A 26739-nucleotide genomic window follows, 5' to 3' on the forward strand; every position below is an offset into this window, starting at 1 on the left:
GTGCTAACTTTATGTTTGCATATACCTTATATAAAAGCACATAATAAAATCTGTTATAATGACAACATCTTTTCTGAATATCCCGCTTTTGTTTTTGCAGGAAATAGGTATCAAAGAATTACTGCTGATAGCATTGGTAGTATTGTTATTGTTTGGTGGTAAGAAGATACCTGAGCTGATGCGTGGTTTGGGTAGCGGCATACGTGAATTTAAAGATGCCAAAGATGAACCATCAAAGAAAGGAACTAAAGCTGACGCGCCAGACGCCAAAGCGAACTAAATTCCTGTTATAAAAACAAAAGGCAAATTGCGCATTCAGCATGCACGATTTGCCTTTTTTTATGCTTTTGCGGTTGGTGGTCAGGCCGCGATCTGTACTTCTCCTTCGAGGTTTGAAGCACTTTTATTGTTCACTGATTCATATCTTTTTTTAAAATACCAGGCGGATGCTATCATCATCACTATACCGGTAACGGATACACCCAGTACTGCATCCATAAAAAACTGGCTCCACGACAAAGCCATACCACTGAAGTTTTTAAACAACATCACCAATACACTTCCCAGGTAGCCAAAAGAATCCGCCACATAAATTACAAAGCCCACATTGCTTACGTATTTAAACACTGCGATAAGACGTTCAAAGAAAATACAGTTAAACGGAATATATCCCATATACAACCCTAGTCCGGTTAAAGTCATCCACCATACCGGGTCCAGCCGGTGCTGCTTGTATAACAGGGTGCTGATCAATGCCAGCAGGAACCCCGTGATCACTATAACGTGATTCAGCATAAAGGCATGAAAATTATTCTTCACAAATACCAGTAATCCCATAATCACGATGATAGCCAAAGACACAGGAATTTCTGTTTGGGTGAAGATGCCTGCCTGGGTACCATAACCGAGATCTTTCCAGATATCTGCCGCGAAATTATCACGCATATCCCTTAACACCGTGAGCAATACATAGCTGGCGATCAATAACACCAGCCCGGGCAAGAAAGCCTGGAGAAAAGCTTTTCTTTCCGGTTTACTCATGGGCGCACGGCGTGTTCTCAATTGCTCATCTGCCGCCGTAGGAGGCGGTATCTGTTCCAGTAACAATATGCAGATGATGATAGGCACTATAAATACAAGCCCCGTGATAAAAGGCATCCAGTATTCTGTGACGTGCCAGTCCACCACCGTCATTTTTCCGACCGACTTCACAAATCCGGAAGAAAAAATAAAGCTTACCGACAACACCGCTCCCATGAATTCCGTACTGCGCCTGCCTTCCAGGTAGCTAAACACCAGCCCCCAGATCATGCCCAGCGGAAACCCGTTAAGAAAAAGGAACACGATGTTATAAGGCGCCGGCGCCACCGCAAAACAAAACAGGGCCAGCCATGCAATTCCTATCAGTACTATAATGCTCTGCGCCCGCTTATTCCCTTTCATTTCCGCGATGAAGCGGATGCCGTAAAATTTACTGCATGCATAACCAATTGTTTGTGTAATTACCAGCCAGATCTTGTAATCAATCCCCAGGAAAGTAACTCCCTCGAAAATGCCCGCTGTAAAGGGTTTACGAAAAGCATACATGCAGGAATAAGTACCAAAGGCCACCAGGGCAGCATACAATGAAAATGTAAGATGATGTGCCTGCTGCAACCGCTTCTGTATCCAGGTAATATTCAACATCGTAAGCAAATGGTTTGGGACAAAGGTGCGGGTCTTATGTAAACACAATGTTAACAAATACTGAACTTAATATTAAGCATGATTAAACATGTTTGTGGCCTTCGGCCACTGAAATTGTCTTGGAGCAGGATTTTGGTGATTAACCGTGATTACCTTGATTATGATTTCTGGGATTTATAAAGGATTAAGGGAGATAGAAGCGGATATTTTTCGCTTTTATCTCCCTTAATCATTAAAATCAAAACGTAATCAAATCAAGGTAATCACGGTTAATCACCAAAATCCTGCTCCAAGACAATTTCAGTGGCCGAAGGCCACGCCCCTACTTCAGCAACCACATATCCGCGTTGATGTCATCCGTAGTACCGCCAAACTGGCTCTTCAATGAAGCCGTCCAGTTGATAGTATTGGACGAGCGGTCGGAATCCGGATATTTGAAACGTTTAGGAATAATACCACTGTTACCTGTACCTGAGCCTACACTGAAAGTAGGTACACCGGTTCTTCGCCAGTTGATATAAGCCTCCCAGCCGGAGTTTTCAAAAAAGGCCAGGTACTTCTGCGTGAGGATCTGTGCAAGCCCCTGCGCATTGTTACCTTTATACTGCACGTTCGCCTGCTTATAATAACTGTTTTCAAAGTCGAACGGCACATCATAACGTTGACCATTATACGTTTTAGTGATGACACCCGCAACTTCAGCCGGGATACCATAAAAAACGAGAGATGCCTTGATTCCTTTCTTATACCAGGCTTCTGCATCTGCAGTAATCCAGCCGCGGTTAGCCGCTTCTGCCAGGTTAAAGCACAACTCCGGGAAACCAAGCAATACGCCAGGCTCAGCTGCATAACTGCTGTAATAGCGGCTACGGCTGCGAACAGAATATACAGCATTATTTACGTCAGACATTTTTGAAGACATATTATCCAGGCTTTCACCGGAAGCAGCGCCTACATAAGCAGTAATATCTGCCGGCGATTTACGCAGCTTATTCACCTGTTCAGTAGCCGGTTCCGCGGTTACGTATGCACGCGGATCATTCAGCGCCACTAAGGTGTTGAGGTAAGTGGCGGACATATTATACCGTGTAGCATCAAAGCCCAGGTTATCCGGGTTGGATGGATATTTATTGATGTTGTTGTAGATAAACTGAAGGCTCTGATCAGATGATTCCATCAGTGGATATTTAGCAGGATTGCTAACAATATCTTTAAACTGTTGGGCAACTTTCAGATCGGCATCGGCTGTTTTTTTACTTAACGTAATGAGCACCCGCAAACGGAAAGTGTTTACAGCCCGCTGCCATTTGCCGAGATCATTTCCATAATAAAAATCGCCTTTCAACAGCTGTCCTTCTGCAGTATTACTTTTATCAGGATTGGCAATTTGCTGTCCCAGCTGTGTGTTGGCTTCATCCAGCCATTGCAGGATCTGAACAAAAACCTGCTTTTGTGCATCATATGCCGGCGTCAGATCATCTTTCCCCTGTAGTGCATCTTTCATTGGTAAATCTCCTACCAGGTTGGTCATACGATAAAAGAACCAGGCCCGGAAAAACCTGCCCAATGCCGAATATGGGTTCACTGCCTGTCCGCCTAAGCGGGTGGCTTCCACTTCCATTTTCTGCACGTTGGTCATGCTGTAATAACTGTTGAGGTCTGCACCGCCCCAGTCGTAACGCTGATCGCCATAGTAGTTATAGTTACAGCAGTCGAACTGGTTCCAGCGCATCACATTGCTCCAGGGTTTGTCAGTATTCATATCCGCCAGCACGCCACCCAGTACCAGGCTGGGAGGAGTTTGTGAAGGCTTGTTGGTGTTGATGGCATAGTCATCATACTTCTTGTTACAGCTACTGAGTACAGCACCTGTTAAAGCAATGAAGGTTAATATTTTGAAAGATTTCATACAATACATTGTTTTAAAGTGACAGATCAGAAGCTGAGGTTGATATTAAAGCCATATCTCTTCGTAGTAGGCGTTTGCAGGGTAGAAGAGCCCTGGTCCGCACCCGGATACTGGTCGAGATCCACATCTTTATTCTTTGCAAAATAGAGCAGGTTCCTGCCTACAAAAGATATATTGGCTGATCTGATAAAAGAACCTCTCAGTATGGTTTGCGGCAGCGCATAACCAATAGTTACCTCCCGCAGCTTTGCAAATGTTTTACTGATCAGGTTTGCCTCATTGGTCCGGTAGTACACGCTGATATAATCCTGCAGGAATGTTTTAGTGGTATTGGCTTCATACTGCAGTTTATCGTAGTTGGTAACATTCCCGTTGTTATCATACTGGATAGGCACGTTGTTATTAACCACCACGCCTTGTCCCAGGTAAGATTTCACGCCTTTATAATCCTGGTAGCGGGCTTCTCCCATCGCGCCTTCTGTGGTAAGGATGTTACGTCCGCCACGGAAAGTTTGCTGCTGGATGTAATCGATCATGTTGCCACCTACACGGCCGTCGAACTGGAAGCTGAGGCTAACGCCTTTATAGCTGAAATTATTGTTGATACCCCAAACCCAGTCGGCGCTGGCATTACCGAGAAACTGTTGCGTTGGATTTACCACCGGGCGGCCATCTGTACCATTAATGATTTGTCCGTCGGCAGCTCTTACGAACTTGGTACCGTAAATTTTATCTACGCGGTCGCCTACGCCCACAAAAGCATTCAGCTTATCTTCCCCGTCGTAGATCTTTGTATATTTTTCCTGGAAGGTAGACCAGTTGGCGGTTACGTTCCAGTTAAGACCATTTGGATTTCTGAGAGGACTGCCATTCAGAGATACTTCGTAGCCTGTTTTACGGGTGTTTACCCCATTGATACGGTTCTTTGCATAACCGGTAGCGCTTGGAATAATTACATCGTAGATCTGCGGGCCATTCTGACTGGTAAAGTAAGTACCGTCAATGCCTATACGATTCTTTAAAAAGCGGATATCGATTCCTGTTTCCACCACCTTGCTGGCAAATGGCTTCAGGTCGGGATTGGCGATAGTTTGTGAAATATATGATCCTGCCTGGTTCTGATAAACCGGGGCAACATTATAGAAAGAAGTATTGTAAATAGGACCATCATAAGACGACTGATATTCAGAGCCATATCCCAGCGGGTAAGTGGCCAGCGGTGTAGCGCCGATGGTAGCCTGTGTAAAACCACCCTTTACGTTAGCATAGGAACCGCGCAGTTTCAGGAAGGAAACCACTTCCGGCAGTTGTATATAATCTGACAACACGGTGCTAACAGCAACAGAGGGGTAGGAATATACATTATTCTGTATCGGCAGGTTAGATGCCTTATCGATACGGTCTGTTAAGGAGATGGTGGCATATTTACCCAGGTCAATATCTATATAACCATAGGCACTCAATACCAGCATCGGTGCATAGTAGTTAGTGGCAAATAATGGATCGCGGCTGTTGGCAAATCCGTACCATCCTGGTGCATTCAGGTAGCCGGTGGACACGTAGCTGGAGTTATACCGGTAAGAACGTGCATTACCGCCTACAGAAGCGTGGATGCCTATCTTATGAGGGAAGGTGTTGGTGTAAGACAACAGTACGTCGGTGTTATTCTCAAACATGCTGCGTTTGTCTTCCCGGTAATCGCCTTTTCCTTCCTCACGGCCGTAAGGGTGTGCGGAGAAAGGCACTTTTTCATCCCTCATCAGGTCGTAGGTAGTGATCTGTGTGCGGGCCAGCAGTTCCAGTTTATCGCTGAACTTATAGTTCAGTTTTGCATAGCCGTTTACGTCTGTTTTATAATGTCCGCGTAACCACTCATAGGTCATGAACCAGGGGTTATGATAGCGTTGGTATTCCGCGTAAATAGATTGGATACCTTCTTTGCCCGGCTGCCAGTAGTTGCGCATGTCATCCATGCTCCAGTCGGCGCCTGCCCATATCAGGGTGTTATAAATAATACTGTTGGGGCCGTAGGTTACGTCCGGGAAATTGTTGGAGTACTGGCGGTTATAGTTCATATAGGCATCCAGTCGTAGCCGGGAGTTGAAGTTATAACCTGCGGAGATATTGAAGTTGGTGATGTTCAGCGATGTATTCGGTACAATTCCTTTCTGGTAGGAGTGCGACAGGGAGAAGCGCAGATCGGCTTTCTCTGTGTGGGAAGATACCGCGATGTTATTGGTGCTGAGCATACCTGTTTGCAGGAAGCGTTGCAGGTTGTTTTTACCGCGGGCGATCCAGGGGGTGCCGGTACGTTTACCTGTTGCCGGATCTACCGGGCTATCGTACTGAGGGATGAGCTGACCTTCAAATTTAGGGCCCCATACATCATAGTCGCCGTCGTTGGTTCCACCGCCTTTACCATCTACAAAAGCATATTTACCATGATCGCCGGGACCGTATTCATCCTGTACTTCAGGGATGGCATTGAATCCTTTTTCGAACATGGTACTGGAGTTAAAATCAATAGAAAGGCCGCGCTTATCTTTGGTTCCTTTTTTGGTGGTGATCATGATGGCGCCATTGAGGCCGCGGGAGCCATACAAAGCGGAAGCAGTTACCCCTTTCAGTACGGTATAGCTTTCAATATCATCGGGAGAAATGTTCCAGGTATCAGAGTTAATGGGCACGCCATCAACTACATACAAACCTATATTATTACCGCGGAGCAATACCAGCGGGGCAGACAATAGTTCTGCAGAAGCGCCCACCGTGAGGCCGGCCACCTTACCTGCCAAACCGTTTACCGGGTTGGGTTCCCTGGCTTTGATCAGATCGGCTCCTTTTACTTCCTGTACAGAATAACCTACCCTTTTTACTTCTTTTCGTATACCCAGTGCCGTTACCACCACTTCGTCGAGGGCTTTTTTATCCGGCTGGAGGATAATGGTCACATCTGAAGCGCCTTTCAATGCGTATTGTTCGGTCAGGAAGCCAATAAAACTAACCTGGAGGATGTCGGTACTGGCTGCGGAGATAGCAAAGCTACCGGTGGCATCGGTAACAGCGCCGCGATTGGCGCCTTTTACTTTAACGGTGGCTCCGATTACCGGCTGGCGGTCGTCGCCCGCGATAACCTTTCCCGTAATTGCCTGCTGGGCATGTACAGATAGGGTGATAAACAGCAGCAATAACATGGCGCATAGCTGCCTTTTGAGCGCCCGATGTAGATTTGATTGCATGTAAAAGTAGGTTTGGGTAAATTATTTACATGCAAAGTTTAGGATTCTATGTGACCGGAATGTTAACCTATACTAAATTTAATGTTAAGTATTTGTAATCCTCATTTATCGCTGTCGAGGAAGAAATATACGACCAGGATCTGTGCATTATCCGGACCTATGTTGCGGGGTTTGTGTCCGAGGCGGCCGTCGAAGAAGAGGGAGTCGCCTTCTTCCAGCACATATTTTTCGTTATCAATGAGGTATTCAACGGCGCCTTTGATAATGTATTTATACTCATAGGCATCTGTTTTTACTGTCTGGGACCGGTGGGCGCCTTTTTTCAGCTCCAGCAAAACGATATCTACCGGGAAATTCTTTACATTTTTGGTGAGCACTCTTTTATAAACAAATCCTTTGGCAGGTTCTTTTTCAAACTCCTGGTAGGCGGCTTTTTGTTTGATGATGACCTTCGCGCTCTGGGTTTGCTGATCGATTTCGTTAAAGAACTCGTTCATATCCAGCCGGAGGGCCTTGATAATATTGATGAGTACCAGCAGGGAGGGTACCGTTCTGTTATTCTCTATCTGGGATATCAGCCCTTTACTCACCTCGGCCCTGTCGGCCAGCTCCTGGATGGTAATTCCTTTTGCCTTTCTTTTCTCTTTGATCTTATTACTGATCTGTATGATGATATCCTCTGTCATATTAATTGTAGTTAAAACAAATATAAGTAGAAAACCGGCCAGGATAAAACGTTCATCATTCTCCCTATATTTACACAAAATAGCGTTCATGTTCAGCATCGACCAAATTCTGGCCATTACCTTTACATTATTTGCGGTTATTGATATTGTTGGCTCCATCCCGGTACTGGTATCACTGAAAGAAAAGCTCGGCCACATAGATGCCGGCAAAGCCACACTGGCTTCGGGTTTCCTGATGATTTTGTTCCTGCTGGTGGGAGAACCGTTCCTTAAATTACTGAGCGTAGACGTACATTCCTTTGCGGTAGCGGGTTCTATCGTAATATTTGTAATCGGGCTGGAAATGATCCTGGGACTGGAGTTTTTTAAAACAGACCCTGATGCCAAGGCCGGCAGCGTGGTACCCATCGCCTTTCCGCTGATAGCCGGCTCCGGTACGCTGACCACCATCATGTCTCTGAAAGCTAACTTCGGACAGTATAATATACTGGCCGGTATCTGCCTGAACCTGGTGATCATATACCTGGTACTCCGCAGCCTGAATTACATAGAACGCATGCTGGGCAAGGCCGGGCTGATGGTGCTCCGTAAATTTTTCGGGGTGATCCTGCTGGCTATTGCAGTAAAAATCTTTAAAAGTAATATCAATCTTTAATGCAATTTGGGATTGTACATTAGAAAATGTAGATTTGCGCGAGTTTTATGGCCTCGTAGTACAATGGATAGTATAAGAGTTTCCGAAGCTCCAGATTCAAGTTCGATTCTTGACGAGGCTACCAAAAAGTTATTAAAACGCCCAAATTCATCTTAACGAATTTGGGCATTTTAGTACCTGTAACACGAATTACTACCCTTTAAAAAACATTTTTGATAACAGGGTCTGTTCAACCTAGATAACAAGGATAGGAATTATTTATAAGTATATAAATTAATTGTATACGTAAGCCTATTTTAGGGCATTTTTACTATCTTGTATATTGATACTGTGTTCGGGGTCATAATCCTTTACTTACCGGTTAATCATTCTGCAAAATGTAAACTTTATAAATTTTGATTACGAGATGATAGATTTTAATACCCTAAAAAATTTAACCAAGAAGATCGATAAAACATCCTTCAAAAAATCAAAAATAGCATTACTCGGCAATTATTCAACACAATTTCTATCAAAATCACTCGGATATTCTGGTTTAAAAAGGTCCTTAGATTTTGAAATATATAACGCGGAGTATGATCAGATAGAGACAGAAATATATAATGCCGGATCTCAATTATACTTATTTAATCCGGAATATATTGTAATCACGCTGTCTTCTCTAAAAATCAAAAGTAAGTACTACGGACTTTCTGCTGAGAAAAAAGCAACATTTACCCAAGATTATATAAATGAACTAAACAATCTTATTCAAACTGTATGTCTTCGTTTGAAAAGTAAGGTAATTATCAATAATCTGGAGATTCTAAATGATACAGTATATGGAAGTATCTTTTCTAAAGTAGACCAGTCACTAGCCACCAAACTTTATGAACTAAACTATGAACTCATCCAGTTATCGAGAAATATAGAATCACTCTATTTGTTTGATCTAAATGGATTGATTCAATATTATGGCTCCAAAAATGTTCACGATTGGAGTTTATATGTAAATGCAGACTTGCATTTTTCATTGGACTTTCATGCTATTTTTTCGGAAGGATTGGCAGATTTTATAGCCGCATTTACCGGTAGCTTTAAAAAATGTCTAATTCTTGACCTGGACAATACTCTGTGGGGAGGTATTATAGGAGACGATGGCATGCAGGAAATTCAAATAGGTACACTGGGGATTGGCAAATCCTACTCAGAACTACAGCAATGGATCAAGCAGTTAAAAGAAAGAGGAATTATATTGGCTGTGTGTTCAAAAAATACAGAATCAATCGCAAAGGAACCATTTGAACGGCATCCAGAAATGATACTTAAATTAGATGATATTGCTGTATTTGTTGCGAACTGGAACAATAAAGCAGATAATATAAGAACAATACAAAATATATTAAACATTGGGTTTGATTCAATGGTTTTTATAGATGATAATCCAGCTGAGAGAGCTATTATACGCCAAAACTTACCGGAAGTGACTGTTCCTGAGTTACCCGAAGACCCTGCTTTATACCTCGATTATCTTAAAAGTTTGCATTTATTTGAGACTGCCTCCTACTCTGCAGCCGACAAAGACAGAACCAGACAATATCAGGAAGAATCAGCAAGGCAGCAATTACAATTTTCATTAACCAATATCGAGGATTATTTGCGGAGTCTTGAAATGTCCATAAAAATCGAGAGCTTTCAACCTCAGGATATTCCAAGAATTGCTCAATTAAGTCAACGGTCAAATCAGTTTAATCTGAGAACAGTAAGATATTCAGACAGCGATATTTTAGAGATCAACAATAGCAATGAGTACTTGACGTTTGCTGTAAAGCTGCGTGACAAATTTGGCGACTATGGTCTGATTTCCATCCTTATTCTTAAAAAAGAACAAGATAAAAGTATGTTTATAGACACATGGATTATGAGTTGCCGTGTTTTGAACAGAGGTGTAGAAAGCGCCGTACTCAACCACTGTGCTAAGATTGCACGCAGCAATGAATTCACACGTTTAATAGGTGAGTATATTCCTACTCCGAAAAATGGATTGGTAAAAGCGCATTATGAAAACCTGAATTTTGTCAATCATGAAAATTACTGGAGCCTGGATTTAGATAACTTTACTCCACGTGTACATTATATTAAAGACGAAAACAATTAAGTTATGGATATTTTGAAAGATGTAAATGCTATTTTTATTGATGTATTGGAAAATGATGATTTGGTGATAACAAGAATTACTTCCTCTGTAGATGTAGAAGACTGGGATTCCCTAAATCATATTCAATTAATTGTAGCTATAGAAAAGCATTTCAATTTAAAATTCTCTTCACAGGAAATCCGGAATTGGAAAAATGTTGGAGAAATGTGTGATGCAATTGCGTTAAAGCTAAATAACTAATGGAAGCCGGAGATCAATTCAAACATGAATTCACCATAACTCCAGATATCTATAAAGGGTTTCTGGACATCTTTAAAGATCTGAATCCGTTACATACCAATAAATCTTTTGCTATTTCAAAGGGGTTTAAGGATGTTGTTATGCATGGGAATATATTAAACGGTTTTGTCTCCTTTTTTATCGGAGAACTATTGCCCGATAAAAATGTAATTATCATGCGCCAGGAAATTAAATATCCACTTCCTGTTTATATGAATGATACTTTAAGTTTCCAGGCAAAGCTCACTGAAAAATTTGACTCCGTTAGTGCATTAGAATTCAAGTTTGACTTCAAAAACCGGGATTCCAATACAGTTGCAAAAGGAAAAATACTCATTGGAATAATATGAATATACTCGTTACAGGTGGCAGTAAAGGCCTAGGGAGCAGCATCGTAAGATTGCTTTCTGCTGATGCCTCAAATCAGGTTTACTTTACATATTGTCATTCAGAATCACTGGCAGCGGAGATTACTGACAAGTATGACAATGCTCATAAAATATACTGTGACTTTAGTGATGAAGCCTCCCTTACATCACTCATTGCTGCTATGTCAACAATGGAGCTTGATATCCTGATAAACAATGCGGCCGTAAATTTCACTAAAAATCATTTTCAAAAGCTAGCTGTTACTAATTTCCTGGATAGTTTTAAGGTAAATGTAATCAGTACAATTGTAGTGACACAGGCGGCGCTTCTCATTTTTCGGAGAAAAAAATCCGGTAAAATTATCACCATACTTTCATCTGCCATTGTTGGTACACCTCCTGTTGGGTGGTCTGAATATGTTGCCAATAAAAACTATTTGCTTTCCTTGGCTAAATCCTGGGCTACTGAAAACATCCGCTTTAACATTTCCTCTAATTGTGTTTCTCCTTCATTCATGCAAACCGATTTTAATCAGGAGGTGGATAGCCGTGTTGTTGAAGGTATTATAGAGAATCATCCACTTAAAAAGCTATTAACAATAGCAGAAGTCGCCGATACAGTCGCTTTTTTATGTAAAAGCTCATTACATATCAACGGCGTGAACATTGTTATGAACGCTGGTACAGATAATTAAAACAAGCTCTGAAAAATGAATACTGATCTGCATGTATTTAGATTGGCTACAGAGAATGATAAAGCCTATGTGTTATCTTTCCTGGAACAGTATTGGAATCCAAACCATATTTATATAAAACATATTTCTCTATTTGAATATGACCTGGTATATAATCAAAACCTCCATTTTATTCTTGCGCTTAATGCAAACAATGAAATAGACGGTGTGCTAGGCTTCATATTATATTCTCCTGAATTTAAAGGTGCGGATATTTTCACTGTTTTATGGAAAGTAAAGCCCAAAAATGGAGATCCTATGCTGGGCATTAGTTTGCTGACTAACCTGATAAATGATTTCGGCTTCAGGATCGTTTCGACTGTTGGGGCCAACCCAAGAACTTTACCATTATATGAATATGCAGGGTATCGGGTGGGACAGCTCAAACATTATTATATGCTTAACAATGTCGACAACTTTAAAATTGCGCTTAATACCAATGCATATAAAGCAGAGGATTCATTTCCATTTGGTGAAAACAATTTAATTGAACTTAAAACATTTGAGGAGCTTATTAGTAATTTTTATATCGAGAAATATAAAAATCGTATTCCTTATAAGTCGCCATGGTATATTAATAAGCGATATTTCAACCATCCTGTTTACAAATACCGAGTTTTAGGGGTCAGAAATAATAGTGGCGTTATAAATAGTATTATTATTGCCAGGGTTGTAAAACATGTAGACAGCAGCGTGATGAGAATCGTTGATTTTATTGGAGATCAGGCTGACTTTTCGCTTGCCGGCGCCGGGCTTAGAGCATTATTAAATGAATCGACAATGGAGTATATAGATTTTTACCAGTATGGAATAAACGATCAGATACTTCACGCAGCTGGATTTACTCTAAAAGATCACCATGGAGATCTCATAATTCCAAATTATTTTGAGCCATTCTCACAGGAAAACATAGTAATCAATTACTTCACTACGGCGACGGATGACTTCTACATTTTCAAAGGTGATGGTGACCAGGATCGTCCTAACAAAATAGCTTAATATGTCTTCGAATTGTACTGTAATTATGTATCATTATGTACGGGACCTTAAACATTCCCGCTACCCAGATATTAAGGGACTAGATACAAACTTGTTTAAGGAACAAGTAGAGTATCTTGAAAAAAATTACAACCTTATAAAAATAACTGACCTGATTCAATCTATTGAGGAACGGGCATCTCTTCCTCCCAGAGCTGCGTTATTAACATTCGACGATGCCTATATTGATCACTACACTAATGTTTTCCCCATACTTGAAAAAAAGAAACTGCAAGGAGCATTTTATATACCAGTGAAAACCGTTACAGAGCACGTTATCCTTGATGTTAATAAAATTCACTTTATTCTTGCTGCAGTAGAGGATAAGAATAGAATTATCTCCCATCTCCACAACGAATTGAATAAATACAGAAGTCAATATCACCTGCAGAGCAATGATTATTATTTTAATAAACTAGCAATAGCCAATCGATTTGATACCAAAGAAGTTATCTTCATCAAACGCTTGTTGCAGGTTGAACTGCCTGAAGAGCTAAGAAATATACTTACGAATACCTTATTTGAAAAATTCGTTAGTGCTGATCAGGAAAGTTTTAGCAGAGAACTGTATATGAGCGAAGAGCAGGTGTCCTGTATGCAGCGAAATGGTATGCATATTGGAGCTCATGGTAACGATCACTATTGGCTGGGGTCTTTAAGTAAAGCCGCTCAGGAAAATGAAGTGACCAAATCAATTGAATTTATTAAGCAAATTGGCGGTTCTGAAAGTGATTGGACCATGTCTTATCCATATGGAAATTATAACCAAGATACATTAGACATATTAACCGCTAAGGCGTGTAAACTGGCATTTACAACAGTGGTAGATATTGCCTCCTCTACCAAATACTCCCGACTTATATTGCCTCGCCTTGATACCAATGATATACCGAAAGATCGGCATGCGACTCCCAATGACTGGTTTTATAAAGCAGTGTCTTTACAGGAATAAAACAGACAATAGGGCACATTGTCATTTTGGTTGTCGCGTTTCCTTTATTTGCTTTGTATTCATTTTACGTTCTTTAAATAAAATAGTATCAAAAAAAATATCCGCATCCTTTAAAACAGGCATTTAAGGCAGATCTATTTTAAAGGACGCGGTAGTTTTGATGAGGCTACCAAATCATTGACGTGCCAATCTTAGTTTTGCTGGAATTGGGCGATATCAGTAATTCTGGTGAATTTAAGTGTCGAATTTAATACTTAACCCATCCCTGATTTAATCTATGAAAAAAACATTATCATCGCTGTTATTGCTAACAGGTGTCGTATTGGTAGGTAACGCGCAAACCACCTATATTAACAATCAAACTACATTGCAGCCTTCGTCGAATTTTTACATTTCGGGAATGGCACAGTCTAACACCCTGAAAACTACGGCAGGTACAAGTGCTACAGGAACAGCCCACTTCCATATGTTTACCGGCGACGGCAATACCCCCGCTAATCTCAGATGGACCCAGGCTTTTATTGGGCTGGAGGGAGCTTCCAATGCTGGAGCTGATTTCAGAATATTCCGGTATTCAAATACCGGTGCTTTCTTAGGAACCGGATTAGCCATAGAAAGGGCAACCGGTAATGTTATCGTTAATAATCTTACTGCTGCTAATGCGTCTAAAATACAGGGTACTGGTACCGCTGCTAACCAATCCTATCTGCAATTCATGCAAAGCGATAATATCACCAGGGATGGATATGTGGGTATGGGGAGTGGCGCTAATAAGGATATCTATCTTGTCAGTGATAATGGCAATATTAATCTGAACCCCAAACCCGGCGGAGGAGCCTTCCAGGTAGCCAGTGCACAGGTACAAAATACAACCGGTACTTTCCTGATGTCAAATGCTACTTCTAATAATATAAGCTTCAACGCAGTGGGTTTGGCCGGACCTTCTTTTACCACGAGGAGTATTGGCAGTAAGGTTAGTTTGTGGAATGCCGCATTGAGTGCTACTAACTCCGGTTGGGATATCGGGATGGAAAATAGTCATATGTGGTTTGGGGTTGCTTCTGCGTCTAACGCTCAAGGCTTTAAATTTTACGGTGGCACTACTCAAATTGCCAGAATTGACGGCGTTGGTAATAATCAATGGGAAGGCCAGGGAAGATTTAAAGGCTGGCTTACCGGCACTGCAGCAACCGGTCCGGCTGCAGAAATCGGCGTATCAGGTGGCAACGCAGACCTGATAGGCTACGATAGGACAACAGGCTCTTATATTCCCTTACTCTTAATCGGAGGAACAAGTGCCACTAATATAACACCTGTTTTAATCAATAATGTGGGCGTCGGGATCGGAACTCCGTCACCTTCTTTTTATGGTAAACTTAATGTCTACGATCCTCTCGACGGCAAAGCAACTATGACATTTCAATCCAATGTAGATAGCAGATTCTGGATAAGTGAAGGAGGAAATGTTTTAAAAATAGGCGGTACTGGCGGTAGCACCGCCCCATCTACCGGTGTTATTAATATTACAAATACTGGCAACGTTGGTATCGGAACCTTAACTCCCCAGTCTGAACTTTCCGTGAAAGGCACCATCACCGCACAACGGGTAAAAGTAACCCAAACCGGCTGGGCAGACTATGTATTCCATAAAAACTATCAACTTCCTTCTTTAGCTGAGGTAGAAGCTTATGTGCGCGCCAACCAGCACCTGGAAGGAATTCCTTCTGCAGCAGAAGTAGAAAAAGAAGGTATTGATGTGGGGGAAATGAATAAAAAGTTGCTGGCAAAAGTGGAGGAGTTAACGCTATACCTGATTGAACAGAATAAGAAGATCACTGCATTGGAAGAGTGGAAGAAACAACAGGAAAAACTCTCCATTCATCCCTAGTCACAAGGACATACCATTAATCTGTAAAGTACCGGCACCCTCCAGGATTGCCGGTACTTTATTTTTACAATCCTTTCGATAACGGAAAATCTTAAATATCCCAACGCCCGATTCTCAAAAATCAGGCTCCTGGTAACCGCCACTCAGACAGCTACACATAATCAAAAAATATATTCAATAAAGTGCTTTTTATAATAGAGAAAGAGTTTATTTGTATGTTAATGTTTAGCTTTGCAAGCGATTTTCCGGACTTTTAAAAGTAAATACATATACTCCTTAAGCCGTGGAAATCCATAATAAAACAACTGCTTCCGTTAAAATCATTCATCTTGATAATTATTATCCATGAATAATTATAAAATACCTGTCTACAGACCTTCTTTAGGAGAACTGGAAAAGAAAAATGTATTGGAGTGTTTAGACTCTACATGGATTTCATCCAAAGGAAAGTTTATTACCGAATTTGAAAGAGGGTTTGCCAATTATTTAGGTATGGATCATGCAGCTGCTGTTTGCAACGGCACAGTTGCCCTGCACCTCGCGTTGGTGGCATTGGGTATTGGCAGCGGAGATGAGGTGATAGTACCCACTTTAACCTATATCGCATCTGTAAACGCTATCGCCTATACAGGCGCCACACCCGTTTTTGTTGATTCAGTGGCGGAAACGTGGCAGATCAGCCCTGCAGACGTGAAGAAAAAGATCACCAGCAAAACCAAGGCAGTCATTGCGGTTCATTTATACGGACACCCCTGTGAAATGGATACCCTGGCGGCTATCTGTAAAGAACATGACCTTTTCCTGATAGAAGACTGCGCAGAGGCCATTGGAAGCAAATACAAAAACAAATATGCCGGCACCTTTGGCGATATCTCCACCTTCAGCTTCTTTGGCAATAAAACGATCACTACAGGCGAAGGCGGCATGGTAGTAACAAACGACCAGACCCTCTATGACCGTATGGTGCATTTCAAAGGCCAGGGACTGGCGAAGCACCGGGAGTACTGGCATGATGTGATCGGCTATAATTACCGCATGACAAATATCTGTGCTGCTATCGGAGTGGCTCAGCTATCAAGGGTGGAAGAAATTATCGCCCAAAAAAGAGAGATTGCAAAAGCATACCAAAACGCCTTTAAAGGCTCCAGTGTTACTTTTCATGCAGAAACTGAAAATACTTTTCACTCCTATTGGATGTGTTCCATCCTGGTGAAGAACGCCGATGAACGCGATGAGGTAAGGGATGTTCTTAAAAAAGCAGGCGTTGAAACAAGACCACTCTTCTATCCCGCCCATACCATGCCTATGTATTCGGGTAAATATGAAAGACATATCGTAGCTGAAGACTTAGGCTGGAGAGGCATTAATCTTCCGAGCTTCCCTGAGCTGACTTTTGAAGAGATCACATACATCACCCATCTCATTCTTAATTATTATAAAAACAGGGAGACTGTCTGAGGTTATGCAGAAAAGAAAAATAGGCATACATGCCGCAGGCTTTATCGGATGGGGAGGCGGAATTGATTTTCTCAGGATGATCATCCGGGGCATTCTTTCCACAAAAAAATATGAGGTTATTGTACTATTACCTGACCGTCTGACTTTTAAGGATAAGATAAAAAGAAGCCTGTCACGTTTCAGCTTAACAGCAAATAAAAATACTCCCCGGCAATTCAGCGATCAACGGAATTTATTCAGGGAATTTAGCCCCGAAGCGGTAAGTGTTTCCTATAAAAAAAGTCTAAAGAAAGCAGTAAAACGACATCATATCGACCTGCTCATTCCCTGCATAGAAGTAGTAAATCCGGATATTGATATTCCCTGGGTGGGCTATATCTACGATTTCCAGCATGAATATCTTACACAGTTCTTCACTCCCGAAGAAATTAAACACCGGCAAATACAATTTGGCAACACAGTACACACTGCCAAAAATGTGATTGTAAACTCATACGCAGTAAAAAAAGATATTGAAAAATTTTATCCGGATAGTACTGCCAAAGTCACTAATCTTCCTTTTACACCTTTATTCAACAGGCAATTACTCAGTAGTAATTTTACGGAGATAAAGAATAGATATGCCTTACCCGATAAGTATTTTATAATCTCCAATCAGTTCTGGATACATAAGTCGCATATTACGGCTTTCCGCGCCCTGCAAATTTTACATTCCATATCAAATGAACGGGTGGCTATTGTATGTACAGGTGACACCGGTGATTCCAGACGCGCTGATTATTTTGATTCGCTGAAGAAAGAGATCCAGGATTTAGGAATTGAGGACAAAGTATTTTTCCTGGGGTATATCTCAAAACCGGATCAGATACAGTTATTATTGCATTCAGTAGCACTGATACAGCCCACCCTGTTTGAGGGCGGACCTGGTGGTGGCGCTACTTATGACGCTATCGCCTTTTCAAAGCCAGCCATCATTTCTGATATAGATATTAATAAAGAAATAAATGATCCGCTGGTAACTTTTTTCCAGGTAAATAATCATGCAGACCTGGCGGATAAGATGAAAGCGGTGCTGGAACAACATAAAAGCAGCCATTGGCAGCTGGATGCTGATAAACTGGAAGAAGAAACAGCACAAAGAATAAGAGTACTGGGGGATGTTCTTTCAAAACTTATTGATTCAATTTGACTACCTCTTAATTCTACTCGATGAAAGACATTTATATTTTAGGAGCCAGAGTATTTGTAATAGGAGACTACTTTTTAATTATACAGATTAGCCAATACAATATCAGAGGCTTTGGGGATAACAGCTGATGCCTGGCCGCTACCATCGGCGTGATGTCGAAATTGGCAATTGTAACCTACTAAGTTCTTATGTGGCAAAGTACCACCGATAATAATATAGCTCTTTATTGTTCGTCAATGATAAGATAATGGATACAATAGAAGAAGATGTTGATTCTCCTCTATAGATAAAAATCAATCTTCCAGGGTCGGATCTAAATACCGATCCGGCTTCTTGTTTATATATTAGGATCTAAACAGCCGCTATTTCCGAAGCATCCTGTTTGGGTTTAACTTTCTTTGGAGCCTTGATTACCTTCTTTATTATATCTTTGCCCAGGTTCATAAAAAAGACCTCAAAATATTTATAGTTAAGATAACTGATACCCAGTGCAAAAAAAACAATAGTAACCAACTGTAGCGGTTTCGGAACACTGCCTCCATTAGGTACAACTTTCAGACAAATCAGCCATACGATTGGGTGGAGCAGATATAAAGAATAACTGCCTTCTCCCAACAATACAAATCCCTTATGCAAAAAACCGGGATAGCGTACAGAACTTTTATAAAATGAAAAGCATATGAAAAAGCTTGCAAGAGAAAGTACCACCCTGTTTATACTTGCAGATAAATTTTCTGTTATTACAGGATAAAAGCAGAACAACAAAAATGAGAGCATGAAAATCACTGCAATCATTCTATTTGAAACTTTTATCTTTGAACCAAAGACGCCCATTAAATACCCGCTTAAAAATAAAAAAACCTGATTCAATGGATTTACATACATTGACCATTGTGATTGAACCGATAAAGGCTGATGAGGGTCAAATTTTGCAAAAGCAAAATACATTGATACTGAAAAAATGACAGCGCATAATAAATAAAATAAAAACAGGCTATTTTTATTCAGAAAAACAAAAACAGGGAAAAATAAGTAAAACACCAGTTCATTTCCAATAGACCATACACCGGTGCCTATATAAGCATCCCATCTCAATAGCCCGAACAAACCTGTCAGATTAATGATCAGGTTCTTAACTCCCGGTACTATTCCATTAAGTATGAGTGTTAGTATAATGGTAAGCCATAGCAGAGGGAAAATCCGGAAGAATCTTTTCAAGTAAAACTCTTTCAGATCATTTGCATCCGGAATCATCTTATTAGAATAAACCAAATACAAAGTCAAACCACTAAGAATATAAAAAATACCAACTCCATAGACTCCAAATTTTCCCATAAAGGTATTTGGATCGGGCGGTCCATAGGCCCATGTTATGTAATGATAAATCACTATTCCCAAAGCAGACAATCCTCTTAAGTAGTCTAAAGAATATAAACGATTGGTATTCATAGAAAAAGTGCTATACTATAAAAACAAAAATAGCAATAAAATCTTATTAGTAATGCTCAATTAGACATTTAATATTATTGTATTTAAGATAATTTATTAAATTGCGGCACTAACACTGTCATAGCTATATGATGATATCCCGCCGAAAATTTGTTAAAGCCACTTTTTTTCTTGCAACAACTTTAAATGCATGCAAAAAATCAACGCTTAATTCAGCGCCTTTATATAATGATAATGAGGATATATTTAATAGTGATCTTGGTTCGAAAATTATATTAGAATCAAGTTACAAAATCTTATTTATCGGTGATTCCATTACTGATTCCAAGCGAGACAGAACTATACTACTGCCTAATGATGGAAAAGGCTTAGGTAATGGTTATGTAAGAAATATTTCAAATAACCTTCTAAGCCAGGACAGATTTAAAAACATTCTAATTTACAATCGTGGTAATTCTGGCAATGGCTCTCTTGATCTTTTAAACAGATGGGATAGCGACTGTATACAGTTGGCCCCTAATGTGGTTAGCATCTTAGTTGGCGTAAATGACGTTAGAAACAAGGTTAGTCCTAATGATTTTTATACCCGATATAAAGAAATCCTTAAAATAACAAAAAATAGACTACCCAATTCGGAAATTATTATTTGCGAGCCATTTATACTTCCAAATATTGCTAGCTACGATGTTTTGAAAAAGAATTTTAATGAATATAGGAAAGCAATAAGAACGCTGGTAATAGAGTATAAAACTAATTTCATTCCTTACTACCAGCAGTTCGTCAAAGCAAATGAAATTTTAACCAGTGCGGAGCTTCTTTCAGACGGTTTTCATCCTACACAAAACGGAATAAATCTTTTAGCCCAATCATGGTTAAGCGCGCTGAGTACTTGATTTAATTGGAATAGTTCCGATTTAATCTGCTATGTAAAAGGCTGTTGATCTCGGTGATTGTATCCGGTATCAAAATTAGTAATAATCAGACATTTTTAAAAAAAACTCCATCTGCTATAAGCAGTCATTCCATAGACTGAAAGCTGCAAGTTCTTGTGATAATTAAAGAGAGGCACGCCTACTGACAGGAGTTATCTGAAATAGTCACGACTTAATCTGACAGTAAGGGATTAACTTTAAGTAACCACACTTATTAATTAATCCCCCTAAAACTGTCAGAAATGAAAAGTAATGACAAGTTAATTAAAACCAAATTAGGATTACTCAAATTAGCAGAAAATTTGGGTAACGTATCCCAAGCTTGCAAAGTAATGGGTTATAGCCGGGATAGCTTTTACAGGATTAAGGAATTATACGATACTGGAGGAGAAACAGCCCTACAGGAGATTAGCAGATCCAAGCCGATATTGAAGAATCGGGTTGAGCCTATAGTTGAAGATGCTGTAGTTAAGCTCGCTTTCGAGTACCCTGCCTTTGGTCAACAACGGGTAAGTAATGAATTAAGAAAGCAGGGAATTTTTATCTCCGCCGGAGGCGTACGGAGTGTGTGGCAAAGACATGATTTAGAGATATTTGAAAAAAGACTACATTCTCTGGAAGTCAAAGTAGCTCAGGATGGAGTAATTCTTACTGAAGCTCAGATGATGGCCATTGAGCGCAAGAAAGAGAAACGGGAAGCCTTTGGCGAAATTGAAACAGAACATCCAGGTTACCTTGGAGCACAGGACACTTACTATGTCGGTAACATCAAAGGAGTTGGAAGAATCTACCAGCAAGCCTTTATTGATACCTACTCCCGGATTGCTTTTGCCAAGGTTTATGATCGTAAAAACGCTATTACTGCTGCGGATCTACTTAATGATCGGGTTCTCCCATTTTTTGAGGAACAGCAAGTACCAATGATGCGTATTTTAACGGATAGGGGATCCGAGTATAAAGGGAAGTACGAACATCATGAATATGAACTGTATTTAACTATTGAGGGCATAGAACACACTAAAACCCAAGTTCGAAGCCCTCAGTCCAATGGCATATGCGAAAGGCTTAATCGGACTATTAAAGAGGAATTTTACGTAGTAGCCTTCCGTAAACGTCTTTATACAACATTAGAAGAACTACAAGCTGATCTGGATGAATGGCTTGAATATTACAATAATCAAAGACCTCACAGCGGAAAATATTGTTATGGAAAAACTCCCATGGAGACTTTTCTTGCAAGTAAACACCTGGCTAGAGAGAAACAAATAAATGAGTTAACTTTAGCTACTACTTAACCAACAAAAAATCCCTGTACTGTCAGATCAAGTAGTAGCTATTACAAGTTATCTTAGTAACCGATTAAATCATGCGCTTTCCTCTCTGATAAATGAGTTAAATAATTTATGTCTGCAATATTTTTATAAATAATAATCTCAATACATAATCACACTGTTTTAGAATAGAGAGAATCATAATGTGTTTTATTCAAGGAAACTGATTTCGCAATTAAAGCAATCTTACGAGCAACCTTCACAATGGCTTTCTTGTTATTCTTTCCTACATGAAGCTTGTAGTAAGCAAGTAATGTTGGACACTTTCTAATTGCAAACCATGCAGCTTCAATCAATGGTGGGCGTAAATGAATATTACAGCGAGGTTGAATAGCGTTGCCATAGATTGTATCTCCTGATCTCTGTTCCGCAGGTACTAAACCTAAATAGGAAACATATTCGTCAGGATTGCTAAATCGCAGTAAATCGCCTGTTTCAGATAAAATCCCCATTGCTGTTATAGGGCCTATTCCAGGAACAGAAAGCATGCAGGTATAACTATCCTTGAAGTACCCTATAATTGAATTCTTTAATTTTCGGGTAATCAGTAGCACTTGATTTCTATGGTAATTAACATCATTTATATATTCTCTGAGCGTGTCATCGCCCTCTGCTGTATTAAGTTTGATTCCAGACAACCAGGCCAGAAACTGTTTTGAAATGTAAGACTTTTCTTTAAAGGTATCAGGGATATCGATTCCAAAGAAATATAGAAAAGAGCGTAGCCTGTTTATTGCTCTGGACGTGTCTTTTACTATAGCTTCACGACATCTATATAAGGATCTTCTTTCCTGTTGCTCTTTAGACATGACGTATATTCCGGATAGTAGACCTTTTTCAAGATATCTTGCAATTGAACGGCTATCATGTAAATCCGTTTTATTCTTTTTCTGCTTATCTGTTTGAGGTATATCCGCGGCATTGACAATTATGTTTTGAATGCCTAACTCACATAAAGAGAAATGATGAGTAGTGCCACAAAAGCCAGCTTCATAGGCACTATAGAATTTTCCATCCGGGTATTTTTGCTTAATGTGTTTGTATAAAAGAAATGGATCCGGTTGCTGAGTGAAATGAGCTATTTCAATACCAGCTGTACGAATTGTTACTGTCCATGATTTTTTATGTACATCTAAACCAATGTAAAAACTATCCTGCTCCGGAGAGGAAACTGTACTTAATGTATTTGTATTCATGACATAGTATTTGTAGAAATTTAAGAAATTTCCTCGGCAGAGGGTAGTCCTCTGCTTACTATGCCTTTTAACATAAGAACTGACAGTTAGGGTTAATTTTAAGTAACCACACTTATTCATTAACCCATAAACCGTCAGAAATGAATACAGCAGTAAAGTTAATTAAAAACAAGGTAGGGCTATTAAAATTAGCCGAAGAATTGGGCAATGTCTCCCATGCATGCAAACTATTTGGTTATAGCAGAGACAGTTTCTACAGATTCAAAGAATTATACGATGAAGGCGGGGAATCAGCGCTACAGGAGATAAGTCGAAAAAAGGCTATTATCAAGAACAGAATCGAACCACAAATCGAAGAGGTAGTTGTATCAATGGCTATTGAACAACCACAGTATGGGCAGCTCAGAGCCAGCAATGAACTGAAAAAACATGGTATTTTTATTTCACCAGCAGGTGTACGATGTGTCTGGTTACGCCACGACATCGAAACCTTTAAGAAGCGTTTAAAGGCCTTGGAAGCCAAATCCGGAACAGAAGGCCTGGTTCTCACAGAAGCCCAGATTGTCGCCCTGGAACGGGCCAAAGAAGAGAAAACAGCCCATGGAGAGATCGAAACACATCATCCGGGTTATCTGGGAGCTCAGGATACCTATTATGTTGGCACAATCAAAGGAGTTGGTCGAATTTATCAGCAAACATTCATTGAAACATATTCAAAAGTGGCCTTTGCAAAGGTCTATGACCGTAAGCATGCGCTCATAGCCGCTGATATGCTCAATGATAAAGTGCTACCATTCTTTGAAGAACAGGGCATCAGGTTGCTGCGTATACTCACTGACAGAGGAACCGAATACTGCGGTGCCAGGGAACACCACGAGTATGAGCTTTATCTTGCCCTGGAAGACATTGATCATAGCAAGACCAAGGCCCGTAGCCCTCAGACAAATGGTATCTGTGAACGCTTCAATCGAACTATCCAGGACGAGTTTTATGCCATTGCATTTAGGAAGAGGATCTATTCTACCATTGAGCAGATACAGGAAGATTTAGACGCATGGATCAATGAGTATAACACTAACCGCACCCATAATGGTAAATATTGCTTCGGCAGGACGCCATTACAGACTTTTGAAGAAACGTTACATTTGGCGAAAGAAAAACAGCTGGATGATCTTCCACCAGCTGCCTAAAAATTTATCCTACTGTCGGATCAAATCTGAACTTTTACAGCTACCCATTCATTTCACTTAATTCCAACCAGCGCATTCCCTTATCATCCAATAACTGGATAATTTCCCCAATCCGGTGTGTCATCGGTTCCATTTTATCAAAGGCCAGTTCTCCACTTGACAAAGTAGCTTCAATGTTTTCCTTTTCTTTTTCCAGTGTCTCTATTTCTTTTTCCAGTAGCTCTAGTTCACGCTTCTCTTTAAAGGACATCTTGCGACCTTTGTTCTCCGTCGCAGGTACTACTATTGTCGCAGGCTCCGGAACTACTTCTTTTTTAGGCACAATCGTCTTCTTTTTATCTTCTTCTTTCTGCCATTCACGGTATTGTGTATAGTTACCGGGGTAGTCGCGGATTTCTCCATCTCCCTCAAAAACAAACAAATGTTCCACCAGTTTATCCATAAAGTAGCGGTCGTGGCTCACAATGATTACGCAACCCTGAAACTCCTGTAAAAAACTTTCCAGGATGCTGAGTGTTGGCAAATCAAGATCATTGGTGGGCTCATCCAACACCAGAAAATTGGGATTGCGGAATAATATAGATAACAGGTGCAATCTTCTTTTCTCCCCCCCACTCAGTTTTGAAATATAGGTATATTGCTTTTCCGCCGAGAACAGGAATAGTTCCAAGAATTGTGCGGCGCTTACTTTGGTACCATCTGCTAATGGGAAATTTTCTGCAATATTCTTTACGAACTCTATCACCCGCATATCTTCCTTTACCACTAGACCTGTCTGAGAGTAATTACCAAACACAATGGTTTCTCCTATATTGATCTTACCGGAGTCTGGTTGTTCTATACCTAACAGCATATTCAAGAAAGTAGATTTGCCGACCCCGTTTTTGCCAACAATGCCTACACGTTCTCCTTTTTTGAAGGTATAATCCATTCCTTTGAGGATCTTCAGATCTCCGAAAGCTTTGTATACTTTTTTTAACTCCAGGATTTTTCCGCCAAGGCGGGTCATCTTCACATTCAGTTCCAGTTGCTGATCGACCACTTTGGTACGGGCCTTTTCCTTCACTTCATAGAAAGCATCTTGGCGGGATTTAGATTTGGTGGTACGGGCCTTGGGTTGCTTACGCATCCATTCCAGTTCTTTGCGGTAAAGGTTGCGGGCTTTATCCACACTTGATTTCTCGCTTTCTTCCCTGGCTGCCTTCCTTTCGAGATAATTCTCATAATCTCCTTTGTAAATAAAAAGTTGTTCCTGATCCAGTTCCATCACTTCGTTACAAACGCTGTCGAGAAAATACCGGTCATGCGTAACGAGGAGCAGGGTTACCTTTTCCTGATCCAGATAATTTTCCAGCCACTCAATCATAGATACGTCCAGGTGGTTGGTGGGCTCATCCATGATAAGTAATACATGTTTATGCTCAAAGCCAATTTCAATCAATACTTTGGCCAGTGCTACCCTTTTCTGCTGGCCGCCCGAAAGGGAATCAACAAGTTGATCCAGATTATGTATATTAAGTTTGCTTAATATTTGTTTCACTTTGGTATCAAAGTGCCAAGCATTCAATTCGTCCATTTTGGCAATGGAGTCTGTCAACTTATCCAGATTGGGTTCATGCCCTTCTTCGGTAAGCAACTCATATTCTTTGATGGCATTAAGTACCGGGTTATTATGATTGAAGATGTTTTCAATCACGGTTTTGGATAGATCAAAGTCTGATTGTTGCTCCAGCATTACAACGGTTACGTCTTTGTGAATCCAGACTTTACCACTGTCGGGTACATCCTTTCCGCTTAAAATGCGGAGCAGAGTGGACTTGCCTGTTCCATTAAGCGCCACTAGCGCTATTTTATCTCCTTCTTCGATATGAAAGGAAATGTCTCTGAATAGTGGTTTTGTGCCAAAAGATTTGGTAAGCCCTTCTACTGTAACGTAATGCATGGTGCGAAGTTATAAATTATCGGCAACACTGAGGACAGAAGATGGATTATGCGTTTTATAATATTATTTTTTATACATTTAATACAGGGTAACAGAGCTTCCTGCACCTCATATTTTTTTGACAACCAGCTATTTCGGTCCTTTGTCCATTATTATCCTCCACGCCCTTTGCCTTACGATAAGCATCGTGCCCTATTCTAAACCCATAACTATATGAAGAAAAAGTCGACTAGTAATATGGTTTTGATCATGGGCAATGGCTGCAGGATTAATCAGCCTAGCACTGTAGGGGTTCCTGTTTCAAGGCTTTCTTAATATTTCCGAAGTCTAATATTTCTTCCAGCATACTACCACTAAAAAACTTTACATCAGCATTGTCCTTATTGGTCGCATTATACAGCTTAACTCCTTCTTTCGGCTTCTGGTTCAACATAAAAGTTCTCGTATGTGTTTCGCTTGTTATCGCTCCTTTATAGACCTC

At 40.5% G+C, this 26739-nt stretch carries 21 protein-coding genes and 1 tRNA gene; 15 read left to right on the plus strand and 7 right to left on the minus strand.

The window, feature by feature from the left end:
• Nucleotides 1–58 precede the first annotated feature (58 nt).
• On the plus strand, nt 59–280 hold the full coding sequence (gene tatA, locus ACMXI2_RS26220) for a twin-arginine translocase TatA/TatE family subunit (protein WP_079471128.1): 222 nt from the start codon (nt 59–61) through the stop codon (nt 278–280).
• Nucleotides 281–360: 80 nt separating this feature from the next.
• Here tatA and ACMXI2_RS26225 read toward each other — a convergent pair whose 3' ends face one another.
• The 4 genes from ACMXI2_RS26225 to ACMXI2_RS26240 form a co-directional block, all read right to left on the minus strand.
• Nucleotides 361–1686: a DUF5690 family protein gene (locus tag ACMXI2_RS26225; protein ID WP_483778893.1), complete on the minus strand. Its 1326-nt coding sequence runs from the start codon at nt 1684–1686 to the stop codon at nt 361–363.
• Between the two features lie 322 nt (nt 1687–2008).
• Nucleotides 2009–3595, minus strand: coding sequence for a SusD/RagB family nutrient-binding outer membrane lipoprotein (locus tag ACMXI2_RS26230; RefSeq protein ID WP_483778894.1), 1587 nt, complete (start codon nt 3593–3595; stop codon nt 2009–2011).
• Between the two features lie 26 nt (nt 3596–3621).
• Complete coding sequence (locus ACMXI2_RS26235) at nt 3622–6834, minus strand: SusC/RagA family TonB-linked outer membrane protein (RefSeq protein WP_483778895.1); 3213 nt, start codon at nt 6832–6834, stop codon at nt 3622–3624.
• A 101-nt stretch (nt 6835–6935) separates the two neighbouring features.
• A complete protein-coding gene (locus ACMXI2_RS26240) occupies nt 6936–7520 on the minus strand; it encodes a helix-turn-helix domain-containing protein (protein ID WP_483778896.1) in 585 nt (194 codons plus the stop codon).
• An 88-nt stretch (nt 7521–7608) separates the two neighbouring features.
• On the opposite strand from ACMXI2_RS26240, the gene ACMXI2_RS26245 reads away from it, so the two are divergent.
• From ACMXI2_RS26245 to ACMXI2_RS26295, 11 genes are all read left to right on the plus strand, one after another.
• Nucleotides 7609–8175 carry a MarC family protein gene (locus ACMXI2_RS26245; RefSeq protein WP_079471132.1) on the plus strand — a complete coding sequence of 189 codons (567 nt, stop codon included), beginning with the start codon at nt 7609–7611 and terminating at the stop codon, nt 8173–8175.
• A gap of 49 nt (nt 8176–8224) precedes the next feature.
• Nucleotides 8225–8299, plus strand: a tRNA-Arg gene (locus ACMXI2_RS26250).
• A 282-nt stretch (nt 8300–8581) separates the two neighbouring features.
• On the plus strand, nt 8582–10312 hold the full coding sequence (locus ACMXI2_RS26255; RefSeq protein ID WP_483778897.1) for an HAD-IIIC family phosphatase: 1731 nt from the start codon (nt 8582–8584) through the stop codon (nt 10310–10312).
• A gap of 3 nt (nt 10313–10315) precedes the next feature.
• The gene (locus ACMXI2_RS26260) at nt 10316–10552 is read left to right on the plus strand and encodes an acyl carrier protein (RefSeq protein WP_483778898.1); all 237 of its coding nucleotides are present in this window, start codon (nt 10316–10318) and stop codon (nt 10550–10552) included.
• Nucleotides 10552–10941 carry a MaoC/PaaZ C-terminal domain-containing protein gene (locus ACMXI2_RS26265; RefSeq protein ID WP_483778899.1) on the plus strand — a complete coding sequence of 130 codons (390 nt, stop codon included), beginning with the start codon at nt 10552–10554 and terminating at the stop codon, nt 10939–10941. Before ACMXI2_RS26260 ends, ACMXI2_RS26265 begins: the two co-directional genes overlap by 1 nt.
• On the plus strand, nt 10938–11654 hold the full coding sequence (locus tag ACMXI2_RS26270) for an SDR family NAD(P)-dependent oxidoreductase (RefSeq protein WP_483778900.1): 717 nt from the start codon (nt 10938–10940) through the stop codon (nt 11652–11654). Before ACMXI2_RS26265 ends, ACMXI2_RS26270 begins: the two co-directional genes overlap by 4 nt.
• Before the next feature lie 15 nt (nt 11655–11669).
• Entirely contained in the window at nt 11670–12692 is a 1023-nt protein-coding gene (locus ACMXI2_RS26275) for a hypothetical protein (protein ID WP_483778901.1), read from the plus strand.
• A gap of 1 nt (nt 12693) precedes the next feature.
• The gene (locus ACMXI2_RS26280) at nt 12694–13683 is read left to right on the plus strand and encodes a polysaccharide deacetylase family protein (protein ID WP_483778902.1); all 990 of its coding nucleotides are present in this window, start codon (nt 12694–12696) and stop codon (nt 13681–13683) included.
• A gap of 277 nt (nt 13684–13960) precedes the next feature.
• Complete coding sequence (locus tag ACMXI2_RS26285; RefSeq protein WP_483778903.1) at nt 13961–15571, plus strand: hypothetical protein; 1611 nt, start codon at nt 13961–13963, stop codon at nt 15569–15571.
• A gap of 345 nt (nt 15572–15916) precedes the next feature.
• The gene (locus ACMXI2_RS26290; protein WP_483778904.1) at nt 15917–17029 is read left to right on the plus strand and encodes a DegT/DnrJ/EryC1/StrS family aminotransferase; all 1113 of its coding nucleotides are present in this window, start codon (nt 15917–15919) and stop codon (nt 17027–17029) included.
• 4 nt (nt 17030–17033) lie between these two features.
• On the plus strand, nt 17034–18218 hold the full coding sequence (locus ACMXI2_RS26295) for a glycosyltransferase (protein WP_483778905.1): 1185 nt from the start codon (nt 17034–17036) through the stop codon (nt 18216–18218).
• A gap of 351 nt (nt 18219–18569) precedes the next feature.
• Here the strand turns inward: ACMXI2_RS26295 and ACMXI2_RS26300 are convergent, their stop codons facing one another.
• Nucleotides 18570–19667 carry an acyltransferase family protein gene (locus tag ACMXI2_RS26300; RefSeq protein WP_483778906.1) on the minus strand — a complete coding sequence of 366 codons (1098 nt, stop codon included), beginning with the start codon at nt 19665–19667 and terminating at the stop codon, nt 18570–18572.
• Nucleotides 19668–19795: 128 nt separating this feature from the next.
• On the opposite strand from ACMXI2_RS26300, the gene ACMXI2_RS26305 reads away from it, so the two are divergent.
• Both ACMXI2_RS26305 and ACMXI2_RS26310 read left to right on the plus strand, forming a co-directional pair.
• Nucleotides 19796–20560, plus strand: coding sequence for an SGNH/GDSL hydrolase family protein (locus tag ACMXI2_RS26305; RefSeq protein ID WP_483778907.1), 765 nt, complete (start codon nt 19796–19798; stop codon nt 20558–20560).
• 281 nt (nt 20561–20841) lie between these two features.
• Entirely contained in the window at nt 20842–21894 is a 1053-nt protein-coding gene (locus tag ACMXI2_RS26310; protein WP_483777119.1) for an IS481 family transposase, read from the plus strand.
• Between the two features lie 149 nt (nt 21895–22043).
• On the opposite strand, the gene ACMXI2_RS26315 is transcribed toward ACMXI2_RS26310, so the two are convergent.
• Nucleotides 22044–23126 carry an IS110 family RNA-guided transposase gene (locus ACMXI2_RS26315; protein ID WP_483778908.1) on the minus strand — a complete coding sequence of 361 codons (1083 nt, stop codon included), beginning with the start codon at nt 23124–23126 and terminating at the stop codon, nt 22044–22046.
• Nucleotides 23127–23266: 140 nt separating this feature from the next.
• Here ACMXI2_RS26315 and ACMXI2_RS26320 point away from each other — a divergent pair, with 140 nt between their 5' ends.
• The gene (locus ACMXI2_RS26320; protein ID WP_483778909.1) at nt 23267–24316 is read left to right on the plus strand and encodes an IS481 family transposase; all 1050 of its coding nucleotides are present in this window, start codon (nt 23267–23269) and stop codon (nt 24314–24316) included.
• A gap of 40 nt (nt 24317–24356) precedes the next feature.
• On the opposite strand, the gene ACMXI2_RS26325 is transcribed toward ACMXI2_RS26320, so the two are convergent.
• Nucleotides 24357–26258: an ABC-F family ATP-binding cassette domain-containing protein gene (locus ACMXI2_RS26325; RefSeq protein ID WP_483778910.1), complete on the minus strand. Its 1902-nt coding sequence runs from the start codon at nt 26256–26258 to the stop codon at nt 24357–24359.
• Between the last annotated feature and the right edge of the window lie 481 nt (nt 26259–26739).

This window comes from Chitinophaga sp. G7 BAM 1005, from assembly GCF_057126945.1.